General features: G+C 68.3%; 14 protein-coding genes. 11 read left to right on the top strand and 3 right to left on the bottom strand.

The genetic code is table 11. The annotated features are described in order from the left end of the window. Window positions 1-109: 109 nt before the first annotated feature. Window positions 110-523 (top strand): DUF7144 family membrane protein, encoded by a 414-nt coding sequence (locus FDA38_RS27720; protein WP_202877858.1) that lies wholly within the window; start codon window positions 110-112, stop codon window positions 521-523. 16 nt (window positions 524-539) lie between these two features. Here FDA38_RS27720 and FDA38_RS27715 read toward each other — a convergent pair whose 3' ends face one another. Further along, window positions 540-1,688 (bottom strand): AI-2E family transporter, encoded by a 1,149-nt coding sequence (locus tag FDA38_RS27715; RefSeq protein WP_137257072.1) that lies wholly within the window; start codon window positions 1,686-1,688, stop codon window positions 540-542. 236 nt (window positions 1,689-1,924) lie between these two features. Here FDA38_RS27715 and FDA38_RS27710 point away from each other — a divergent pair, with 236 nt between their 5' ends. From FDA38_RS27710 to FDA38_RS27685, 6 genes are all read left to right on the top strand, one after another. Continuing rightward, entirely contained in the window at window positions 1,925-3,994 is a 2,070-nt protein-coding gene (locus FDA38_RS27710; protein ID WP_137257071.1) for a phage holin family protein, read from the top strand. Beyond that, a complete protein-coding gene (locus FDA38_RS27705; RefSeq protein ID WP_137257070.1) occupies window positions 3,991-5,586 on the top strand; it encodes a phospholipase D family protein in 1,596 nt (531 codons plus the stop codon). Before FDA38_RS27710 ends, FDA38_RS27705 begins: the two co-directional genes overlap by 4 nt. A 1-nt stretch (window position 5,587) precedes the next feature. After that, window positions 5,588-6,688: a hypothetical protein gene (locus tag FDA38_RS27700; RefSeq protein WP_137257069.1), complete on the top strand. Its 1,101-nt coding sequence runs from the start codon at window positions 5,588-5,590 to the stop codon at window positions 6,686-6,688. A gap of 85 nt (window positions 6,689-6,773) precedes the next feature. Then, on the top strand, window positions 6,774-7,220 hold the full coding sequence (locus FDA38_RS27695) for a DUF6325 family protein (RefSeq protein ID WP_137257068.1): 447 nt from the start codon (window positions 6,774-6,776) through the stop codon (window positions 7,218-7,220). A gap of 10 nt (window positions 7,221-7,230) precedes the next feature. Next, window positions 7,231-7,548, top strand: coding sequence for an SHOCT domain-containing protein (locus tag FDA38_RS27690; RefSeq protein ID WP_137257067.1), 318 nt, complete (start codon window positions 7,231-7,233; stop codon window positions 7,546-7,548). 8 nt (window positions 7,549-7,556) lie between these two features. Further along, window positions 7,557-9,137, top strand: a complete 1,581-nt coding sequence (locus FDA38_RS27685; RefSeq protein ID WP_137257066.1) for an MFS transporter — start codon at window positions 7,557-7,559, stop codon at window positions 9,135-9,137. On the opposite strand, the gene FDA38_RS27680 is transcribed toward FDA38_RS27685, so the two are convergent. After that, the gene (locus FDA38_RS27680) at window positions 9,118-9,657 is read right to left on the bottom strand and encodes a two pore domain potassium channel family protein (protein WP_202877857.1); all 540 of its coding nucleotides are present in this window, start codon (window positions 9,655-9,657) and stop codon (window positions 9,118-9,120) included. The two genes, FDA38_RS27685 and FDA38_RS27680, sit on opposite strands and share 20 nt — an antisense overlap. Window positions 9,658-9,797: 140 nt before the next feature. Between FDA38_RS27680 and FDA38_RS27675 the strand changes: the two genes are divergently transcribed. The 4 genes from FDA38_RS27675 (at window position 9,798) to FDA38_RS27660 (ending at window position 12,885) form a co-directional block, all read left to right on the top strand. Continuing rightward, window positions 9,798-11,300, top strand: a complete 1,503-nt coding sequence (locus FDA38_RS27675) for a DUF2252 domain-containing protein (protein ID WP_137257065.1) — start codon at window positions 9,798-9,800, stop codon at window positions 11,298-11,300. Window positions 11,301-11,364: 64 nt separating this feature from the next. Continuing rightward, window positions 11,365-11,919 (top strand): CGNR zinc finger domain-containing protein, encoded by a 555-nt coding sequence (locus FDA38_RS27670; RefSeq protein ID WP_137257064.1) that lies wholly within the window; start codon window positions 11,365-11,367, stop codon window positions 11,917-11,919. Next, the gene (locus FDA38_RS27665; RefSeq protein WP_137257063.1) at window positions 11,916-12,626 is read left to right on the top strand and encodes an AzlC family ABC transporter permease; all 711 of its coding nucleotides are present in this window, start codon (window positions 11,916-11,918) and stop codon (window positions 12,624-12,626) included. The genes FDA38_RS27670 and FDA38_RS27665 overlap by 4 nt, the downstream gene beginning before the upstream one ends. Further along, window positions 12,586-12,885, top strand: a complete 300-nt coding sequence (locus FDA38_RS27660) for an AzlD domain-containing protein (RefSeq protein WP_137257062.1) — start codon at window positions 12,586-12,588, stop codon at window positions 12,883-12,885. The genes FDA38_RS27665 and FDA38_RS27660 overlap by 41 nt, the downstream gene beginning before the upstream one ends. Here the strand turns inward: FDA38_RS27660 and FDA38_RS27655 are convergent. Then, the gene (locus FDA38_RS27655; RefSeq protein WP_137257061.1) at window positions 12,882-13,556 is read right to left on the bottom strand and encodes a GntR family transcriptional regulator; all 675 of its coding nucleotides are present in this window, start codon (window positions 13,554-13,556) and stop codon (window positions 12,882-12,884) included. The two genes, FDA38_RS27660 and FDA38_RS27655, sit on opposite strands and share 4 nt — an antisense overlap. Window positions 13,557-13,575: the final 19 nt, after the last annotated feature.

The following is a 13,575-nucleotide window of genomic DNA, read 5'->3' as shown; positions in this document are numbered from 1 at the left end:
GCTGCGAGCCTAGGTCCGAATCCGCGCTGATATCTCACCCCGGTCGGACGATGTGGCGGCCGGGATCCGCGGGCATCGTGGTGAGCAACGACGAGGGAGGCCGAGCACGATGACGTACGGCGATATGGACGAGCGGCACGACGTGTCGAGCGGTGCGGTGGGCGGGATCGCGTTCGCCGCGAGCATCATGGTCATGGTCGGTGCGTTCTCGATGGTCGCGGGCATGGCCGCGATCCTCGACGACGACTACCTGGTCGTCTCCCGGCGCTACGCGTTCGACCTCGACACCGTCGCGTGGGGATGGATCCACCTGGTGCTGGGCCTCGCGGTCGTGGTGGTCGGATTCGGCCTCTTCATGAACAAGGGCTGGGCCGGCGTGGTCGCGATCGTCGTCGCCGGGTTGACCGCGCTCGACTACTTCTTCTTCATCCCGTACCAGCCGGTGTGGTCGATCGTGGTGATCGCGCTCTGCGTGTGGGTCATCTGGGCCGTGACCCAGGGCCGCGCAGAACGCCGTACCTGAACCCCACGCGGCCTCCCTATCCGACTTGCTCGGTGGCGACCTCGGTGGGTGGGAGGTCTGCTGCTGCTGCTTCTTCTTCGGCGGGCGGGGCGTCCTCGGGGAGCTGGTCACCGGAGATGAGGCCGCCGAGCCAGCGGGTGGACGGGTCGGCGTCCAGCAGTAGCGCCTTGACCAGGAGCGAGAGCGGGATAGCCAGTACGGCGCCCAGCGGGCCGAGGATCCAGGCCCAGAAGACCAGGGACAGGAACGTGAGCGTCGTCGACAACCCGACCGCCTCGCCGACGACTTTCGGCTGGATGATCGACTGGATGATGAAGTTGATGACGCTGTAGGCGATGATCACCCACAGCAGCGTGGCCCAGCCCTGGTCGAGCAGTCCGAGCAGCGCGGGCGGGATGACGCCGATGAAGAACCCGACGTTCGGGATGTAGTTGGTGATGAAGGCCAGCAGCCCCCACAGCCAGGGCAGCGGGATGTCCAGCAGGTAGAGGACGCCGACGTCGAAGATGGCGACGATCAGTCCGAAGACCGTCGACACGACCAGATAGCGCGTCGTACCGCGGGCGAAGCCGGTCAGGGCCGAGCTGATGTCCGGCCTGATCCGGGCCGCCTCACGCAGGCGCTCCGAGAAGGCACTCGCGTCGAGGCCCATGAAGAACAGCACGATGATGATGAAACCGAGGTTCGAGACGACCCCGAGGAGTCCGGACAGCCAGCCTTGCAGCACGTCGAAGAACTTGCCGAGGTCGACCTTCTGCAGGGCGGCCTGGATCTGCTCGTCGCCTATGCCACGGTCCGCGAGCCAGCCACGGACATCGTCGACCAGATCGGCGAACCTCTCCTGGTACGTCGGGAGCAGCGTCGCCAGCTTGGCGACGGAGAGGGCCAGCGCGGCCGCCATACCCAGCAGGAAGGCGTTCACCACCACGAGCGCGATCAGCGAGGCGATCCAGACCTTCAGTCCTTGCCTGACAAGCAGCCGGCGCAGGGGACTCACGGCGATCGTCAGGATGAGCGCGAGGAACACGGGTCCGGCGATGTCCGCGAAGCCGCGCAGGCCGGCGGCCGTCAGGATGGCGGCCGCCGTGCCGAGGAGTACGACGACCCCGCGCGGCAGAGTTGATGGCGACGGGACGTCGGGGGGCTGCGTGGAGTCTGCGGACATCGTCGCACCCTCCCTCCCGACCCTTCGTGGCTTCGAAAGTCGCTCAGATCGGCCTGGCGGGCATCACCCGCCCGGGATGATCCTCGACGTCGTCCGCCAAGGGTGACGCGCAGCCGCTCCGTGCGGCCCTACTGTCGACGCGCACTCGACGTCCGTCGGGGAACGAGCAAGAGGGTGACCACAGATGACCGACCATCGCGCGCTCGAGTCGATCCGCCAGTGACGGCCGGATAGCCGTGTCCACGCCGCTGGTCCGTACCGGCGATCTCGGCCGGATCGCGGCCACCTACGTCACCTCGGTCCTGGCCCTGGCGCTCGCCGCGGCCGTGCTGCCGGGCCTGCGGTTCTCGTCGTTCCCGCAACTGCTCGCCGCGGCCGCGGCCGCGTTGCTGGTCGGCGCGCTGGTCCGCCCGCTGCTCGTCGTCGCGAGTGCGGCGATCGGATGGCTCGCGGTACTGCTGCTGGCAATAGTCGGCCAGGCCGTGATCCTCGCTGCGGCGCTGTCGCTTATCCCGGGCGTCGAGGCGGACTCGTTCTGGGTCGTGCTGATCGCGGCATGGATCGCCGCGGCCGCGACGACGATCGTCGCCTGGCTCTGCACCTCCGGTACGCCGGAAGCCTTTACCGCGGCGCTTGTCCGCCGAACCAGGCGGCGGCGGACAACGGTCGACGATCCCGAGGTTCCTGGCGTGATCTTCGTTCAGCTGGACGGCGTGCCGTTCCCCGTACTGCGCTGGCAATTGCTGGCCGCCACTCTGCCCACTGTCGGGCGCTGGATCCGTGATGGCGGCTACCGCCTGGTGGAGTGGACGCCGGTGCTGCCGCCGACCACGCCGGCCAGTCAACTGGGGATCCTGCACGGCCGCATCGACGGCGTGCCCGCTTTCCGTTGGTACGACCGGGCGCTCGGGCGGGTCTTGGTCGCCAACCGGGCCGCCGACGCCGCCGAGATCGAGCGCCGCGCGTCCGACGGTCGAGGTCTCCTGGCCGACGGCGGTGTGAGTATCTCGAACCTCTTCAGCGGTGACGCCGAGAGATCGGTGCTGACGATGAGCAAGCTCGAGATCAGCCGTGGCTCGGCCGACACCCGTCGTCGGGTCGCCTGGTATCTGGCCAGGCCGGACGGGTTCGCGGGCAGTCTGTTCGGGGCGATCGCAGAGATCGGCCGGGAGCGGTTCGAGGCCCGGCGGCAACGACGGCGCGACGTACGTCCGCGGGGACACCGTGGCTGGCTCTTCGCCGGCATGCGGGCGGTGACGAACGTCGTACTGCGGGATCTCAACACCGCACTGGTGGCCGAGGAGATGATCCGCGGCACGCGGTCCGTGTACGTCGACTATGTCGACTACGACGAGGTGGCTCATCACGCCGGCGCCCTGCGGCCGGAGTCGCTGGCCGCGCTCGACCGGCTCGATCACGTCCTCGCGTGCCTGGAGGCGGTTGCCGAGGCCGCGCCGCGCCCGTACCGGCTGGTCGTCCTGTCCGACCACGGCCAGTCCCAGGGCGCGATCTTCGCCGACCGATTCGGAGTCGATCTCGCTGCAGTCTGCTCGCAGCTGACCGCGGCACGCGTCGAAGCGGTCGAGCAGCCGGTCGAGGGCTGGGGGCGCCTGAACGGTCTGCTCGCCGACCTCGCCGGCGGCGATACCGGCACGGGACGGGTCGCCCACAACGCCGCCGGCCGGGTGCAGCGCCGGTCCGCACCGCCGGCAGTCACCAGCAATTCGGACCTGGTCGTCCTGGGGTCGGGCAACCTCGGCCTGGTGTACGCCGCCGAGGAGCAGCGGCTGACGCTGGAGGAGCTCACCAGTCGCTGGCCGGCCCTCATCCCGGGGTTGGTGAACCACGATGGGATCACCTTCGTCGCGGTGATGAGCGACGAGCACGGACCGCTGGTCGTCGGACCTTCGGGTGTCCACCGGCTGGCCGACTCGAAGGTGACAGGCGACGACCCGCTGGCGGCCTTCGGGCCGTTGATCCCGGCGGACCTGCTGAGAGCGGTGTCGATGCCTGAGGCACCTGACCTGTACGTCAACAGCTCGGTCGACCACGACACCGGCGAGGTCTCCGCGTTCGAGGGACTGGTCGGCAGCCACGGTGGACTGGGCGGCTGGCAGGGCCGGGCGTTGCTCCTCGCCCCGCCCGACCTGGTGATCCCGGACCAGCCGATCCGTGGCGCCGACGAGCTCCATCGCGTGCTCGTCGGGTACCTCGAACAACACGGACAACGTAGCGGGATTCACCCGGGGAGCATGAGCAACCCGGGAGGTCAGGAGGCCACACTCGACCGAGGGGTGTCACGATGACCGACCACACAGCCGGGAAATGGTTCCTGCGACCGGACGAGCGCGGCAATCCCGGTACGGACATCGACCGGGTCGGGGACGTGGACGGATCCTGGGTCGACGGCAACCTGGTCCGGCCGCTGATCCACGGTGCGACGTACTTCCGCCGGCTGTACGAGGAGCTGTGCGCGCTGCACGCCGGCGACCGGGTCTATTTCACCGACTGGCGTGGTGACGCGGACGAGAAGCTGCTGCCCGAGGGCCCGACGATCGGCACTGTGCTCGCCGATCTGGCCCGGTCGGGGATCGAGATCAGGGCACTGCTGTGGCGATCCCACTCCGACCATCTGCAGTTCAATGCGCGGGAGAACCGGCGCCTGGGGACGAAGCTCAACGAGGCGGGCGCCGAGGTACTGCTCGACCAGCGCGTCCGGCGGCTGGCGTCGCATCACCAGAAGCTGTTCGTGATCCGGCGCAAGGGCTGGCCGGAGCTGGACGTCGCGTTCGTCGGCGGTATCGACCTGTCCCACCAGCGCCGTGACGACGGCGAGCACCTGGGCGATCCTCAGCAGGCACCGATGGACCGCAGGTACGGCGACCAGACCCCGTGGCACGACGCGGCGCTCGAGATCCGCGGACCGGTCGTCGGTGATCTTCTCCGGACCTTCGTCGAGCGCTGGGACGACGGCCACCCGCTCGACCGCCGGACGCCGTACCGGATGGTCGTGCAACGGATGGCCCGGATGCCGCGCCATCCGAAGTCGCTGCCGGAGTCGTTTCCGGATCCGCCGCCGGCCGGGCCGCACGCCGTACAGGTGTTGCGAACGTATGCCCACAAGCGTCCTGGCTATCCGTTCGCGCCGCTGGGGGAGCGGAGCATCGCGCGGGCGTACCTGAAGGCGTTCGGCAATGCGCGGAAGCTGATCTATCTGGAGGACCAGTATCTGTGGTCGGAGCTGATCGCGGAGGGGATCCACGACGCCCTCGAGCGGTGGCCCGGGTTGCACGTGATCATCGTCGTACCGCGGTACCCCGATGCCGACGGGCCACTGAGTGGCCCGCCGGCCCGCTTCGGCCAACTGCGCGCCGTACGGATGTTGCGGGGGACCGCGCCCGAGCGGGTCGCGATCTACAACCTGGAGAACCGCGCGGGCGCTCCGATCTACGTGCACGCGAAGATCTGCGTCGTCGACGACGTGTGGTTCACCTGCGGATCGGACAACTTCAACCGGCGGTCCTGGACCTGCGACAGCGAACTCACCTGCGCCGTTCTGGACGGGACCCTCGAAGACCGCGATCTGGTTGCCGAGGGCACCCGTCGGCTGGCCCGGGAGCTGCGGCTGGAGGTGTGGTCGGAGCACCTCGGTATGCCGCGTGACCGCCTGGCCAAGCTCGACCTCGAGACGGGCTTCGGGCTGTGGCAACAGACCGCGGCGGACCTGGATGCCTGGTACGCCGCCGGCCGAACAGGTGAGCGGCCACCGGGGCAGATCCGTCCGCACCACACGCAACCGATCAGCCGTTTCCAGGCTTTCTGGGCGGAACCGTTGTACCGGCTCGTCTACGACCCCGACGGCAGGCCTCGCCGGATGCGTCGGCGTGGGGAGTTCTGACATGAGTGTCGAGGTCGTGTTCTGGAGTGTGGTCCTCGCGCGCTTCGCGCTGCCGCTGCTGATCCCGATGTTCCCGTTGCCGGCCATCATCGCCTGCCTGCTGCTCGACGGTGTCGACCAGACGATCTTCCAGACGTTCGGATTCGACCCGCCGTTCTACCAGAGCTACGACAAGGCGATGGACGTCTTCTACCTGTCCATCGCCTACCTGGCGAGCCTGCGGAACTGGACCCATCCGGGGGCGGTCAAGATCAGCCGCTTCCTGTTCTTCTTCCGGCAGATCGGCGTCGTCGCGTTCGAGGCCACCGGTATCCGGCTGCTGCTGTTGCTGTTCCCGAACACGTTCGAATACTTCTTCATCGCGTACGAATCGGTGCGGACCCGGCGGAATCCGCTGCGGTACACCTTCAAGTTCTGGGTGATCGTCGCCGCTGCGATCTGGATCTTCGTCAAACTGCCGCAGGAGTACTGGATCCACATCGCCAAGCTCGACCTGACCGACACGATCCGGGACGTCTCATGGTTCCTGCCGACCCTCGTCGTCGCGATCCTCGTGCTGCTCGCGGTGCTGTACTTCTTCGTGCGTCCGCGGCTGAGTCCGGCCGACTGGTCGTGGAGGTTCCGTGCCGATCCGTTGCCGGAGGGTATCGACGAGGCGTCCGAGCGCGCCGCGTACCAGGCCGCGCACCGGAAGGTCTTCGACCTGACGACGTTGGAGAAGATCTTCCTGATCGGCCTGATCAGCGTGATCTACGGCCAGGTGCTGCCTGGCGTCGACGCCAGCGGCGTCCAGATGTTCCTCGGGATCGCGGTCTTCGTGGTGATCAACGCCGCGATCGGGTTGTGGGCGGCCAGGCGCGGCTACTCGTGGAACTCCGCGGCGGTCTCGTTCGGGATCGTCTTCGCGGTGAACGTCGTACTGGTGCTGCTCGCCGACGTGCTGCTGTCGAGGGGACCGGGCCAACTGCACCTGGTGGACGCGCTCTTCTTCATCTTCCTGTTCAGCATTCTCGCGACGCTCTACGACCGGTACCGCCCGATCGCCGACTATCGCGTCGCCCACCCCGACCGCGCGGCGGCCGGCGGCGATCGTGCCGGTTGAGCTCATCCCGCCGGGGTGATGACGCCGCCGGGAGGTCGCGGCATCGTGGCGACGAACGGGAAACGACGTTGGAGGGTGGAGAGACATGCCGGAGGCAGAGGTTCACGGACCCATCGACTACATACTCATCGAGTTCACCGGCAACAGGCTCACGGGTCGAGCCTCGGAGGAGCTCGTGAACCTGGTCGAACGCGGCATCGTTCAGGTCTACGACGTGATGGTGGTCGGCAAGGACGCCAACGGCTCCGTCTACTGGGTGGACCTCGCCGAAGGCACCGGTCAGGCCGGCGGCTTCGCGGATCTCGCCGGTGCCCGCTCCGGGATCCTGGCCGAGGACGACCTGCTCGAGGTGGCCGACGCGATGCAGCCGGGAACACTCGCAGCGCTGATCGTCTACGAAAACACCTGGGCGATCCCGTTCGTTGCCGCGGCGCTCGAGTCCGGCGGCACGCTGATCGGTGGCGGGCGCATCCCCGCTCAGGACGTGATGGAAGTGCTCGACGCGCTGGAATCCCTGGAAGCGACGACCTAAGGAGCCTGAGATGCCAGGACTGTTGCGAGGAATAGCGAGAACCGCCGCCGTCGCGGGGACCGCGACCGCCGTCCACGGCCGGATACAGCGCAGGCAGGACGCCAAGTTCGCCCAGCGCGACGCCGAGACCGCGGCCAAACGCGACGAGGCCTACGCGGAGCAAACCGCGCCGCCGCCCGCGCCGGTAGCTGCGGCGCCGGTTGCGCCGCCGCCGTCGGCCACCTCCGACCGGTTGGACCAGCTCAAGACGCTGGGTGAACTGAAGCAGTCGGGGGTTCTCACCGACGCCGAGTTCGAGGCACAGAAAGCCAAGATCCTCGCAGGCTGAGGGACGCCATGAGCGACGAGGCGAGCGGGGTCCCCGCCGGTACGAAGGCCAACCCACGGCTCGCCCTGCTGCTCGCGATGGCGATGTTCGTGCTGGTCGTCGACACGTCGCTGATGAACGTCTCGATCTCCTCGGTGGTCCGCGATCTCGACACGACGGTGAGCGGCGTACAGTCCGCGATCGCGCTCGAGGCCCTGGTCTCGGCGGCGTTCATCCTGATCGGGAGCAAGGTCGGCGATCTGATCGGGCGCAAGCGCGCCTACCTGCTGGGACTGCTCGGCTACGCGATCGGGGCCAGCGCGATGGCACTGGCCCAGAGCCTGACCGCGATCATCATCTTCTGGGCCTTGGTGGGTGGCATCGGAGCGTCGCTACTGCTGCCTGCGATGCAGTCGCTGATCCACGGCAACTTCGAAGGAGCGGAGCAGACGAAGGCGTACGCCTTGGTGGGGGCCTCGGCTGCGATGGCTGCCGCGGTCGGTCCGCTGCTCGGAGGTTTCATCACCACCTACCTGTCCTGGCGGGTGGGGTTCCTGCTCGAGGTCGCGGTGATCGTGGTCGTTGTCTCCGGCCAAGGACTCGTCCACGACGTGCCGTACACGGGCTCGCGGCGAGTGGACGTCGTCGGAGCGATCCTGTCCGTGCTCGGCATGGGTGGCATCGTCCTGAGCATCCTGGTCTGGCAGGAAGGCGGCGAGTACGTCGGCCTGATCCTGGCCATCGGCCTGGTCGCACTCGGCTCGTTCATCTACTGGCTGGTGCGACGCAAGCGCCGGGGTGAGCCGACGCTCATCGATCCCGCTCTGTTCAGCTCCGCCGTCTACCGGCTCGGCATCTCCCAGCAGATGCTCCAGCAGATCGCGCTGGGCGGCAGCATGATAGCCCTGCCGATCTACCTGCAGATGGTGCTCGAGTACAACTCGATGGAGGCAGGCCTCAGCCTGGCGCCGCTCTCGCTCAGCATGTTCGGCGCGGCGATCATCGCCGAGAAGAAGGCCGGTGGACGACGCCCGGGCAAGATCGTCAGGTGGGGTTTCGCGCTCGTGACCGCCGGTCTCGTGATCCTGATCCCGATCGTGCCCCGGGCCGACTCCGGCTGGGCCCTGGTCGCGCCGCTGATCGTCGTGGGAACCGGGCTCGGCCTCCTGGTATCGCAACTGAACAACTACACCCTGGGACCGATCTCCGAGGAACGTGTCAGCGAGGCGGCCGGCGTGAACTCGGCGGCGGGCTCGTTCGGCCTGTCTTTCGGACTGGCCTTCGCCGGCGCCATCATGCTGGCGACGTTGTCCTTCACCTTCACCAACAAGGCGGAGGCGAGCACCGTCCTGCAGCCGGCCCAGCAGGAACAGGTCGCCACGGCGCTGGAACACGACGCGGAAGTGATGACCAACACCGGGCTCGAGGAACAGCTCGCCAAGCAACCGCAGGACGTTCGCGACGAGATCATCCGGATCAACACCGACGCCAGACCGCTCGCCCTGCAAGTGGCGCTCGGCATCCCGATCCTCGCCGCTCTGGCCGGGTTGGTGAACTCCTTCCGGATGGTGCGCCTGGAGGACCCGCCCGTCATTCCCCCCGCTGACTGAGATTGTGCTGGACGGCGCCGATGAGGGTCCGCGCGACCAGGCCGACCATGACGAGATCACCGAGCATCTGCACGGTGACGACCGCGCGCGCCGCCGCCGACACGGCCGTGATGTCGCCGAAGCCGACGGTCGCGAAGACGGTCACGGTGTAGTACGCCGCATCCAGCCGGCTCAACGGCTCGGAGAAGTTCGCCGGTTGGGCACGCGCCATCAGGACGTACGTCGTACTGAAGATCGCGAGGAACAAGGGCACTGACGTCGCCAACGCACCGATCGCCCTGATCCGCGGGTAGGGGGACCGGGAGATGTCGAGGATCTGCCGGGCCAGCAGCAGCCCCACGACGGCAAGCCCGCCGACCAGGGCGACGACGGCGAAGGTGCCGTCGATACGCATCGGCAGGACGAAGTAGCCGGCGACGATCACCACGGACACGCCCAGGGAACGCAGCAGCGACATCGTGGCAAGGCGGCGCCGGGTCCGCTTGGGGAGCTGGTGGTAGTCGACGTCGGCGGCTTTCACAGTTCCAGTCAAGCCCCGAAACGGCGCCGCTGGTTCATCCGGCGGGGGTGATGCCGCTCTGCTCGCCGCAGGGTTGGGTGGAACTCTGGCGGACCAGAGCCAGATCACGTGACTCGATCACGACCGGAGGGGTGGGGAGCATGAGTGCACGGAACGCGACGGCGGCCTCACCCACACCGTTACGAGCCGCACCCGCCACGAGATCAGCTCGCGCCGGCACTGGATCTGTGTCCACCGTCCGCCGTCTCGCTCCGGCCGACCGGGCCCGACTGGGACTTGCCGCGCGCGTGGTGCTGCCGCCGCGCGAGCAGGCGAAGTTGGTGCTGCCCCCGGACCGTCCGGATCCGGTCGCACTGTTCGAGGAGCAGGCCCGATCCCGCGTTCCCGAGCTCGTCCCGGTGCGGCATGGCCGGATGATGGTTTCACCCTTCGCGTTCTTCCGGGGCAATGCCCTCGGGATGGCGACCGACCTTGCCGCGGCGCCCGTCTCCGGCCTCCGGGTGCAACTGTGCGGGGACGCCCACCTCTCGAACTTCGGAGTCTTCGGATCGCCCGAACGACGGCTGCTGTTCGACATCAACGACTTCGACGAGACGATCGCCGGGCCGTGGGAATGGGACGTCAAACGCCTCGCGGCGAGCATCGCGGTGGCGGGCCGGGACAACGGCTTCTCACGCAAGGAGCGGCGCAGGTGCGTCCTCGAGACGGTACGGCGCTATCGCGACGCGAGCGCCGAGTTCGGGACCATGCGAGCCCTGGACGTCTGGTACGCCCGCGCCGACATCGACGAGGTCGAGCAGACCATGCGTAACAAGCTGACCTCGAGCCGCCGCAAGAACATCGATCAGGCCCTGCTCAAGGCACGCGGCAGCGGAAGCCTCAAGGCCTTCACAAAGCTCTGCGAGATGACCGACGACGGCGTCCGGATCAAGGCCGAGCCGCCGTTGGTCGTCCCGATCGCCGATCTGCTGCCCGAGGCGGGCCGGCAAGAGCTCGAGACCGGGATCAAAGCCCTGCTGGACCAGTACCGCAGGTCGCTGCCGCACGAACTGCGGACGTTGCTCGACCAGTTCGAGGTCGTCGACCTGGCCCGCAAGGTGGTCGGAGTGGGCAGCGTCGGCACGCGTTGCTGGATCGTGCTGCTGCGCGGCCGCGACGACGGCGATCCGCTCTTCCTGCAACTCAAGGAGGCCGGTCCGTCGGTCCTGAAGACGAAGGTCCCGGCTGCGTTCCGGCATCGATCGGCACCCCGCAACGAGGGGGAGCGCGTGGTGGTTGGGCAACGGCTGATGCAGGCGGGCAGTGACATCTTCCTCGGCTGGCAGCGGGTCGACGGTATCGACGGACAGACCCGCGACTTCTACGTCCGGCAGTTGCGGGACATGAAGGGTTCGGCCGCGGTGGAGAAGCTGGACCCGTCCGGCATGACGATGTACGGCCAGCTGTGCGGCTGGACCCTGGCCAGGGCGCATGCCCGGTCCGGCGACCGCATCGCGCTGACGACGTACCTGAACAGCGACGACGCGTTCCCCGAGGCGATGGTCGAGTACGCCGAGGCGTACGCCGACCAGAACGAACGCGACTACCAGGTGTTCCTGGCCGCCATCAAGAGCGGCCGCCTGGAAGCTGAAACCGGCTTATAGTCGGATGCTCTAACAGGCAAAAGGGATTAATGACTGTTAGAGTGAGACCCGGAGGTGGTTCCGGGTGGTGTACCGGCCCGAGTTGATCGGTGGGCAGTTGGCGGTTGATCTCGTGAACACCGTGGCGTGGCGGCTCGATCCCGCGCGGACGGTCGATCGGTTCGACGATCTGTCGAATGTGGAGCACTGGCTGCTCGCTGCGGGCGTGAGCGCCGATCAGGCGGTGGTGACGCGGCGGCTGCGCGACGACCTGGTGGCCGCGCGAGACATCGCGTACGGCGTACTCGCGCCCCTCGCCGTGGGAGACCGGCCCGACCCGGCTGCGGTCGACGCGCTGCACGACCTCATCGCCGGAGTCGTCCGGGTGGCATCCGTCGAGGTGAGCCCGTTCCGATGGCGGGCCGATCAGCCGGGAGACACCGTCCGGCTGGCGGTGTGGCGGCTGTTCGAGGACGAGGATCTGGGCCGGCTGCGTCAGTGCGGGGATGACGGTTGCGGCTGGCTGTTCCTGGACCGGAGCAAGAACGGTTCGCGCCGGTGGTGCAGCTCGGCCGACTGCGGCAACCGGGCCCGCGCGCGACGGCATTACCAGCGCGCCCGGGACGGGACGACCGCATGAGGTCGCCTGCGCGGCAGTCGTTCACGCGCGGGCTTCGCCTCGGCATCGGGCCGGGGCTCGCGACCGCCGTACTGGCGCTGAACTTCGGCGCGGAGGCGCGGGCGCGAGGCTGGGGGACCGCCGTACCGGTGGCGTTCTCCGCGTTCGCGTTCAGCGGCTCGGCGCAGTTCACGTTGCTCAGTTCGTTGTCGGGGGCAACGGTGCTGGCGGCGGTCGTCGCGGCGATGGTGATCAACGTGCGATACCTGGTGATGAGCGTGGCGATCGCGCCGAGCCTGCGCGGAAGCCGATGGGCGCGGATGCTGCAGGCGCAAGCGATCGTCGACGCATCGTTCCTGGCCGCGCACGAGGAGGACGGCCGGTACGACGTCTGGCGGATGATCGGGGTCAGCGTGCCGCAATGGATCTGCTGGACCGCAGGGACCGCGGTCGGTGCGCTGGCCGCTCCGTCGGCGGATCTGATGCACGAACTCGGGCTCGACGTGGCGTTCCCGGCGTTCTTCGTCATCCTGCTGATCGACGAGGTACGCCGATCCCGCCGCGCCCTCGTCGCGTGTCTGCTCGGCGGGATGATCTCCGCCGGACTGCTGTTCGTCACCGGTCCCAGCTACGCGCTGCTCGGCGCAGCCGCGGCAACTCTGATCGGACTACGACGAAAGGAGCATCATGAAGCTGTATCTGTGCGTACTGATGGTCAGCGTCGCTAACTGGTTCATGAAGGCCGCAGGTCCGTTGGTACTCGGGAAGCGCGACCTCCCGCCGACCGTGGTCCGAGTCACCCAGCTGACCGCACCGGCGCTACTCGCCGGCCTGATAGTCACCGACCTCGGCGGCCGCACCCTCGACTGGACCCAACTGATCGGCGTCGCCGTCGCCGGCGCCCTCAACCTCACCCGCATCCCAATGCTGCCCGCAGCCGCCGCAGGCGTCGCCACCACAGCCCTCGTCCGCCTCGCGCTGACCTAGAACCCAGTCGGCGCGTCGTTCTTGCGTTCGTTGAACGAGCGTTCTCCGTGGACGGCCAGTTCGGCGAGGACGGCTGCCGGATCGCCTTGCTCGACGAGGTCGAGCAGGGTGCGGTGGCGGGCGACGTGTTCGTTGAGGTCTTCGTAGTAGTGCTCGCGGGTGTAGAGGTTGCGGGCCATGCAGAGCAGGAGCTGTTGCTGGACCGACGCGTAGGCGTCTTCCAGCCGGCGATGGCCGGCCAGTGCGACGAGCGCCGCGTGGAAGCGGTAGCCGGCCTGGACCAGACTGCCGCGGTCTTCGGCGGCTGCGCATTGCTCCATCTCCGCCAGCGCGTCCCGGGCGTGCGCGAGCCGGTCGGGGTAGCGGACAGGTACGCCGAGCTCCATCGCGAGCCGCTCGAGAGCGGTGCGGAGGGTGAGGATCTCGAACACGTCCTGGTCGGTCAGCGTCGCCACCGCCGAGCCACGACGCGGCCGGGTGACGATGAGACCTTCCTGCTCGAGGACGCGCAAGGCCTCTCGCAGGGGAGGGCGGCTGATGCCCAGTTGCTCGGTCAGCCGGTCCTCGATCAGTCGCTCGCCCTCGGCCAGTTCACCGGCCAGGATCATCCGGCGGATGGCGTCGACCGCGAGCTGGACCAAGCTCGGCGACCGCAGCTGCTGCTCTGTCATAACTCATTCTCACCTTAGA

The organism is Kribbella jiaozuonensis (genome assembly GCF_005233875.1).
GTDB classification, from domain to species: Bacteria; Actinomycetota; Actinomycetes; order Propionibacteriales; family Kribbellaceae; genus Kribbella; species Kribbella jiaozuonensis.
Note: the sequence above shows the minus strand (reverse complement) of the source record. Positions and strands in the feature narration are given on the sequence as shown.

Excerpts from the sequence above, each read along its gene's own strand:
- FDA38_RS27720 (WP_202877858.1), top strand. The coding sequence starts at position 110 with ATGACGTACGGCGATATGGACGAGCGGCACGACGTGTCGAGCGGTGCG.
- FDA38_RS27715 (WP_137257072.1), bottom strand. The coding sequence starts at position 1,688 with ATGTCCGCAGACTCCACGCAGCCCCCCGACGTCCCGTCGCCATCAACT.
- FDA38_RS27705 (WP_137257070.1), top strand. The coding sequence starts at position 3,991 with ATGACCGACCACACAGCCGGGAAATGGTTCCTGCGACCGGACGAGCGC.
- FDA38_RS27700 (WP_137257069.1), top strand. The coding sequence starts at position 5,588 with ATGAGTGTCGAGGTCGTGTTCTGGAGTGTGGTCCTCGCGCGCTTCGCG.
- FDA38_RS27695 (WP_137257068.1), top strand. The coding sequence starts at position 6,774 with ATGCCGGAGGCAGAGGTTCACGGACCCATCGACTACATACTCATCGAG.
- FDA38_RS27690 (WP_137257067.1), top strand. The coding sequence starts at position 7,231 with ATGCCAGGACTGTTGCGAGGAATAGCGAGAACCGCCGCCGTCGCGGGG.
- FDA38_RS27685 (WP_137257066.1), top strand. The coding sequence starts at position 7,557 with ATGAGCGACGAGGCGAGCGGGGTCCCCGCCGGTACGAAGGCCAACCCA.
- FDA38_RS27675 (WP_137257065.1), top strand. The coding sequence starts at position 9,798 with ATGAGTGCACGGAACGCGACGGCGGCCTCACCCACACCGTTACGAGCC.
- FDA38_RS27665 (WP_137257063.1), top strand. The coding sequence starts at position 11,916 with ATGAGGTCGCCTGCGCGGCAGTCGTTCACGCGCGGGCTTCGCCTCGGC.
- FDA38_RS27660 (WP_137257062.1), top strand. The coding sequence starts at position 12,586 with ATGAAGCTGTATCTGTGCGTACTGATGGTCAGCGTCGCTAACTGGTTC.
- FDA38_RS27655 (WP_137257061.1), bottom strand. The coding sequence starts at position 13,556 with ATGACAGAGCAGCAGCTGCGGTCGCCGAGCTTGGTCCAGCTCGCGGTC.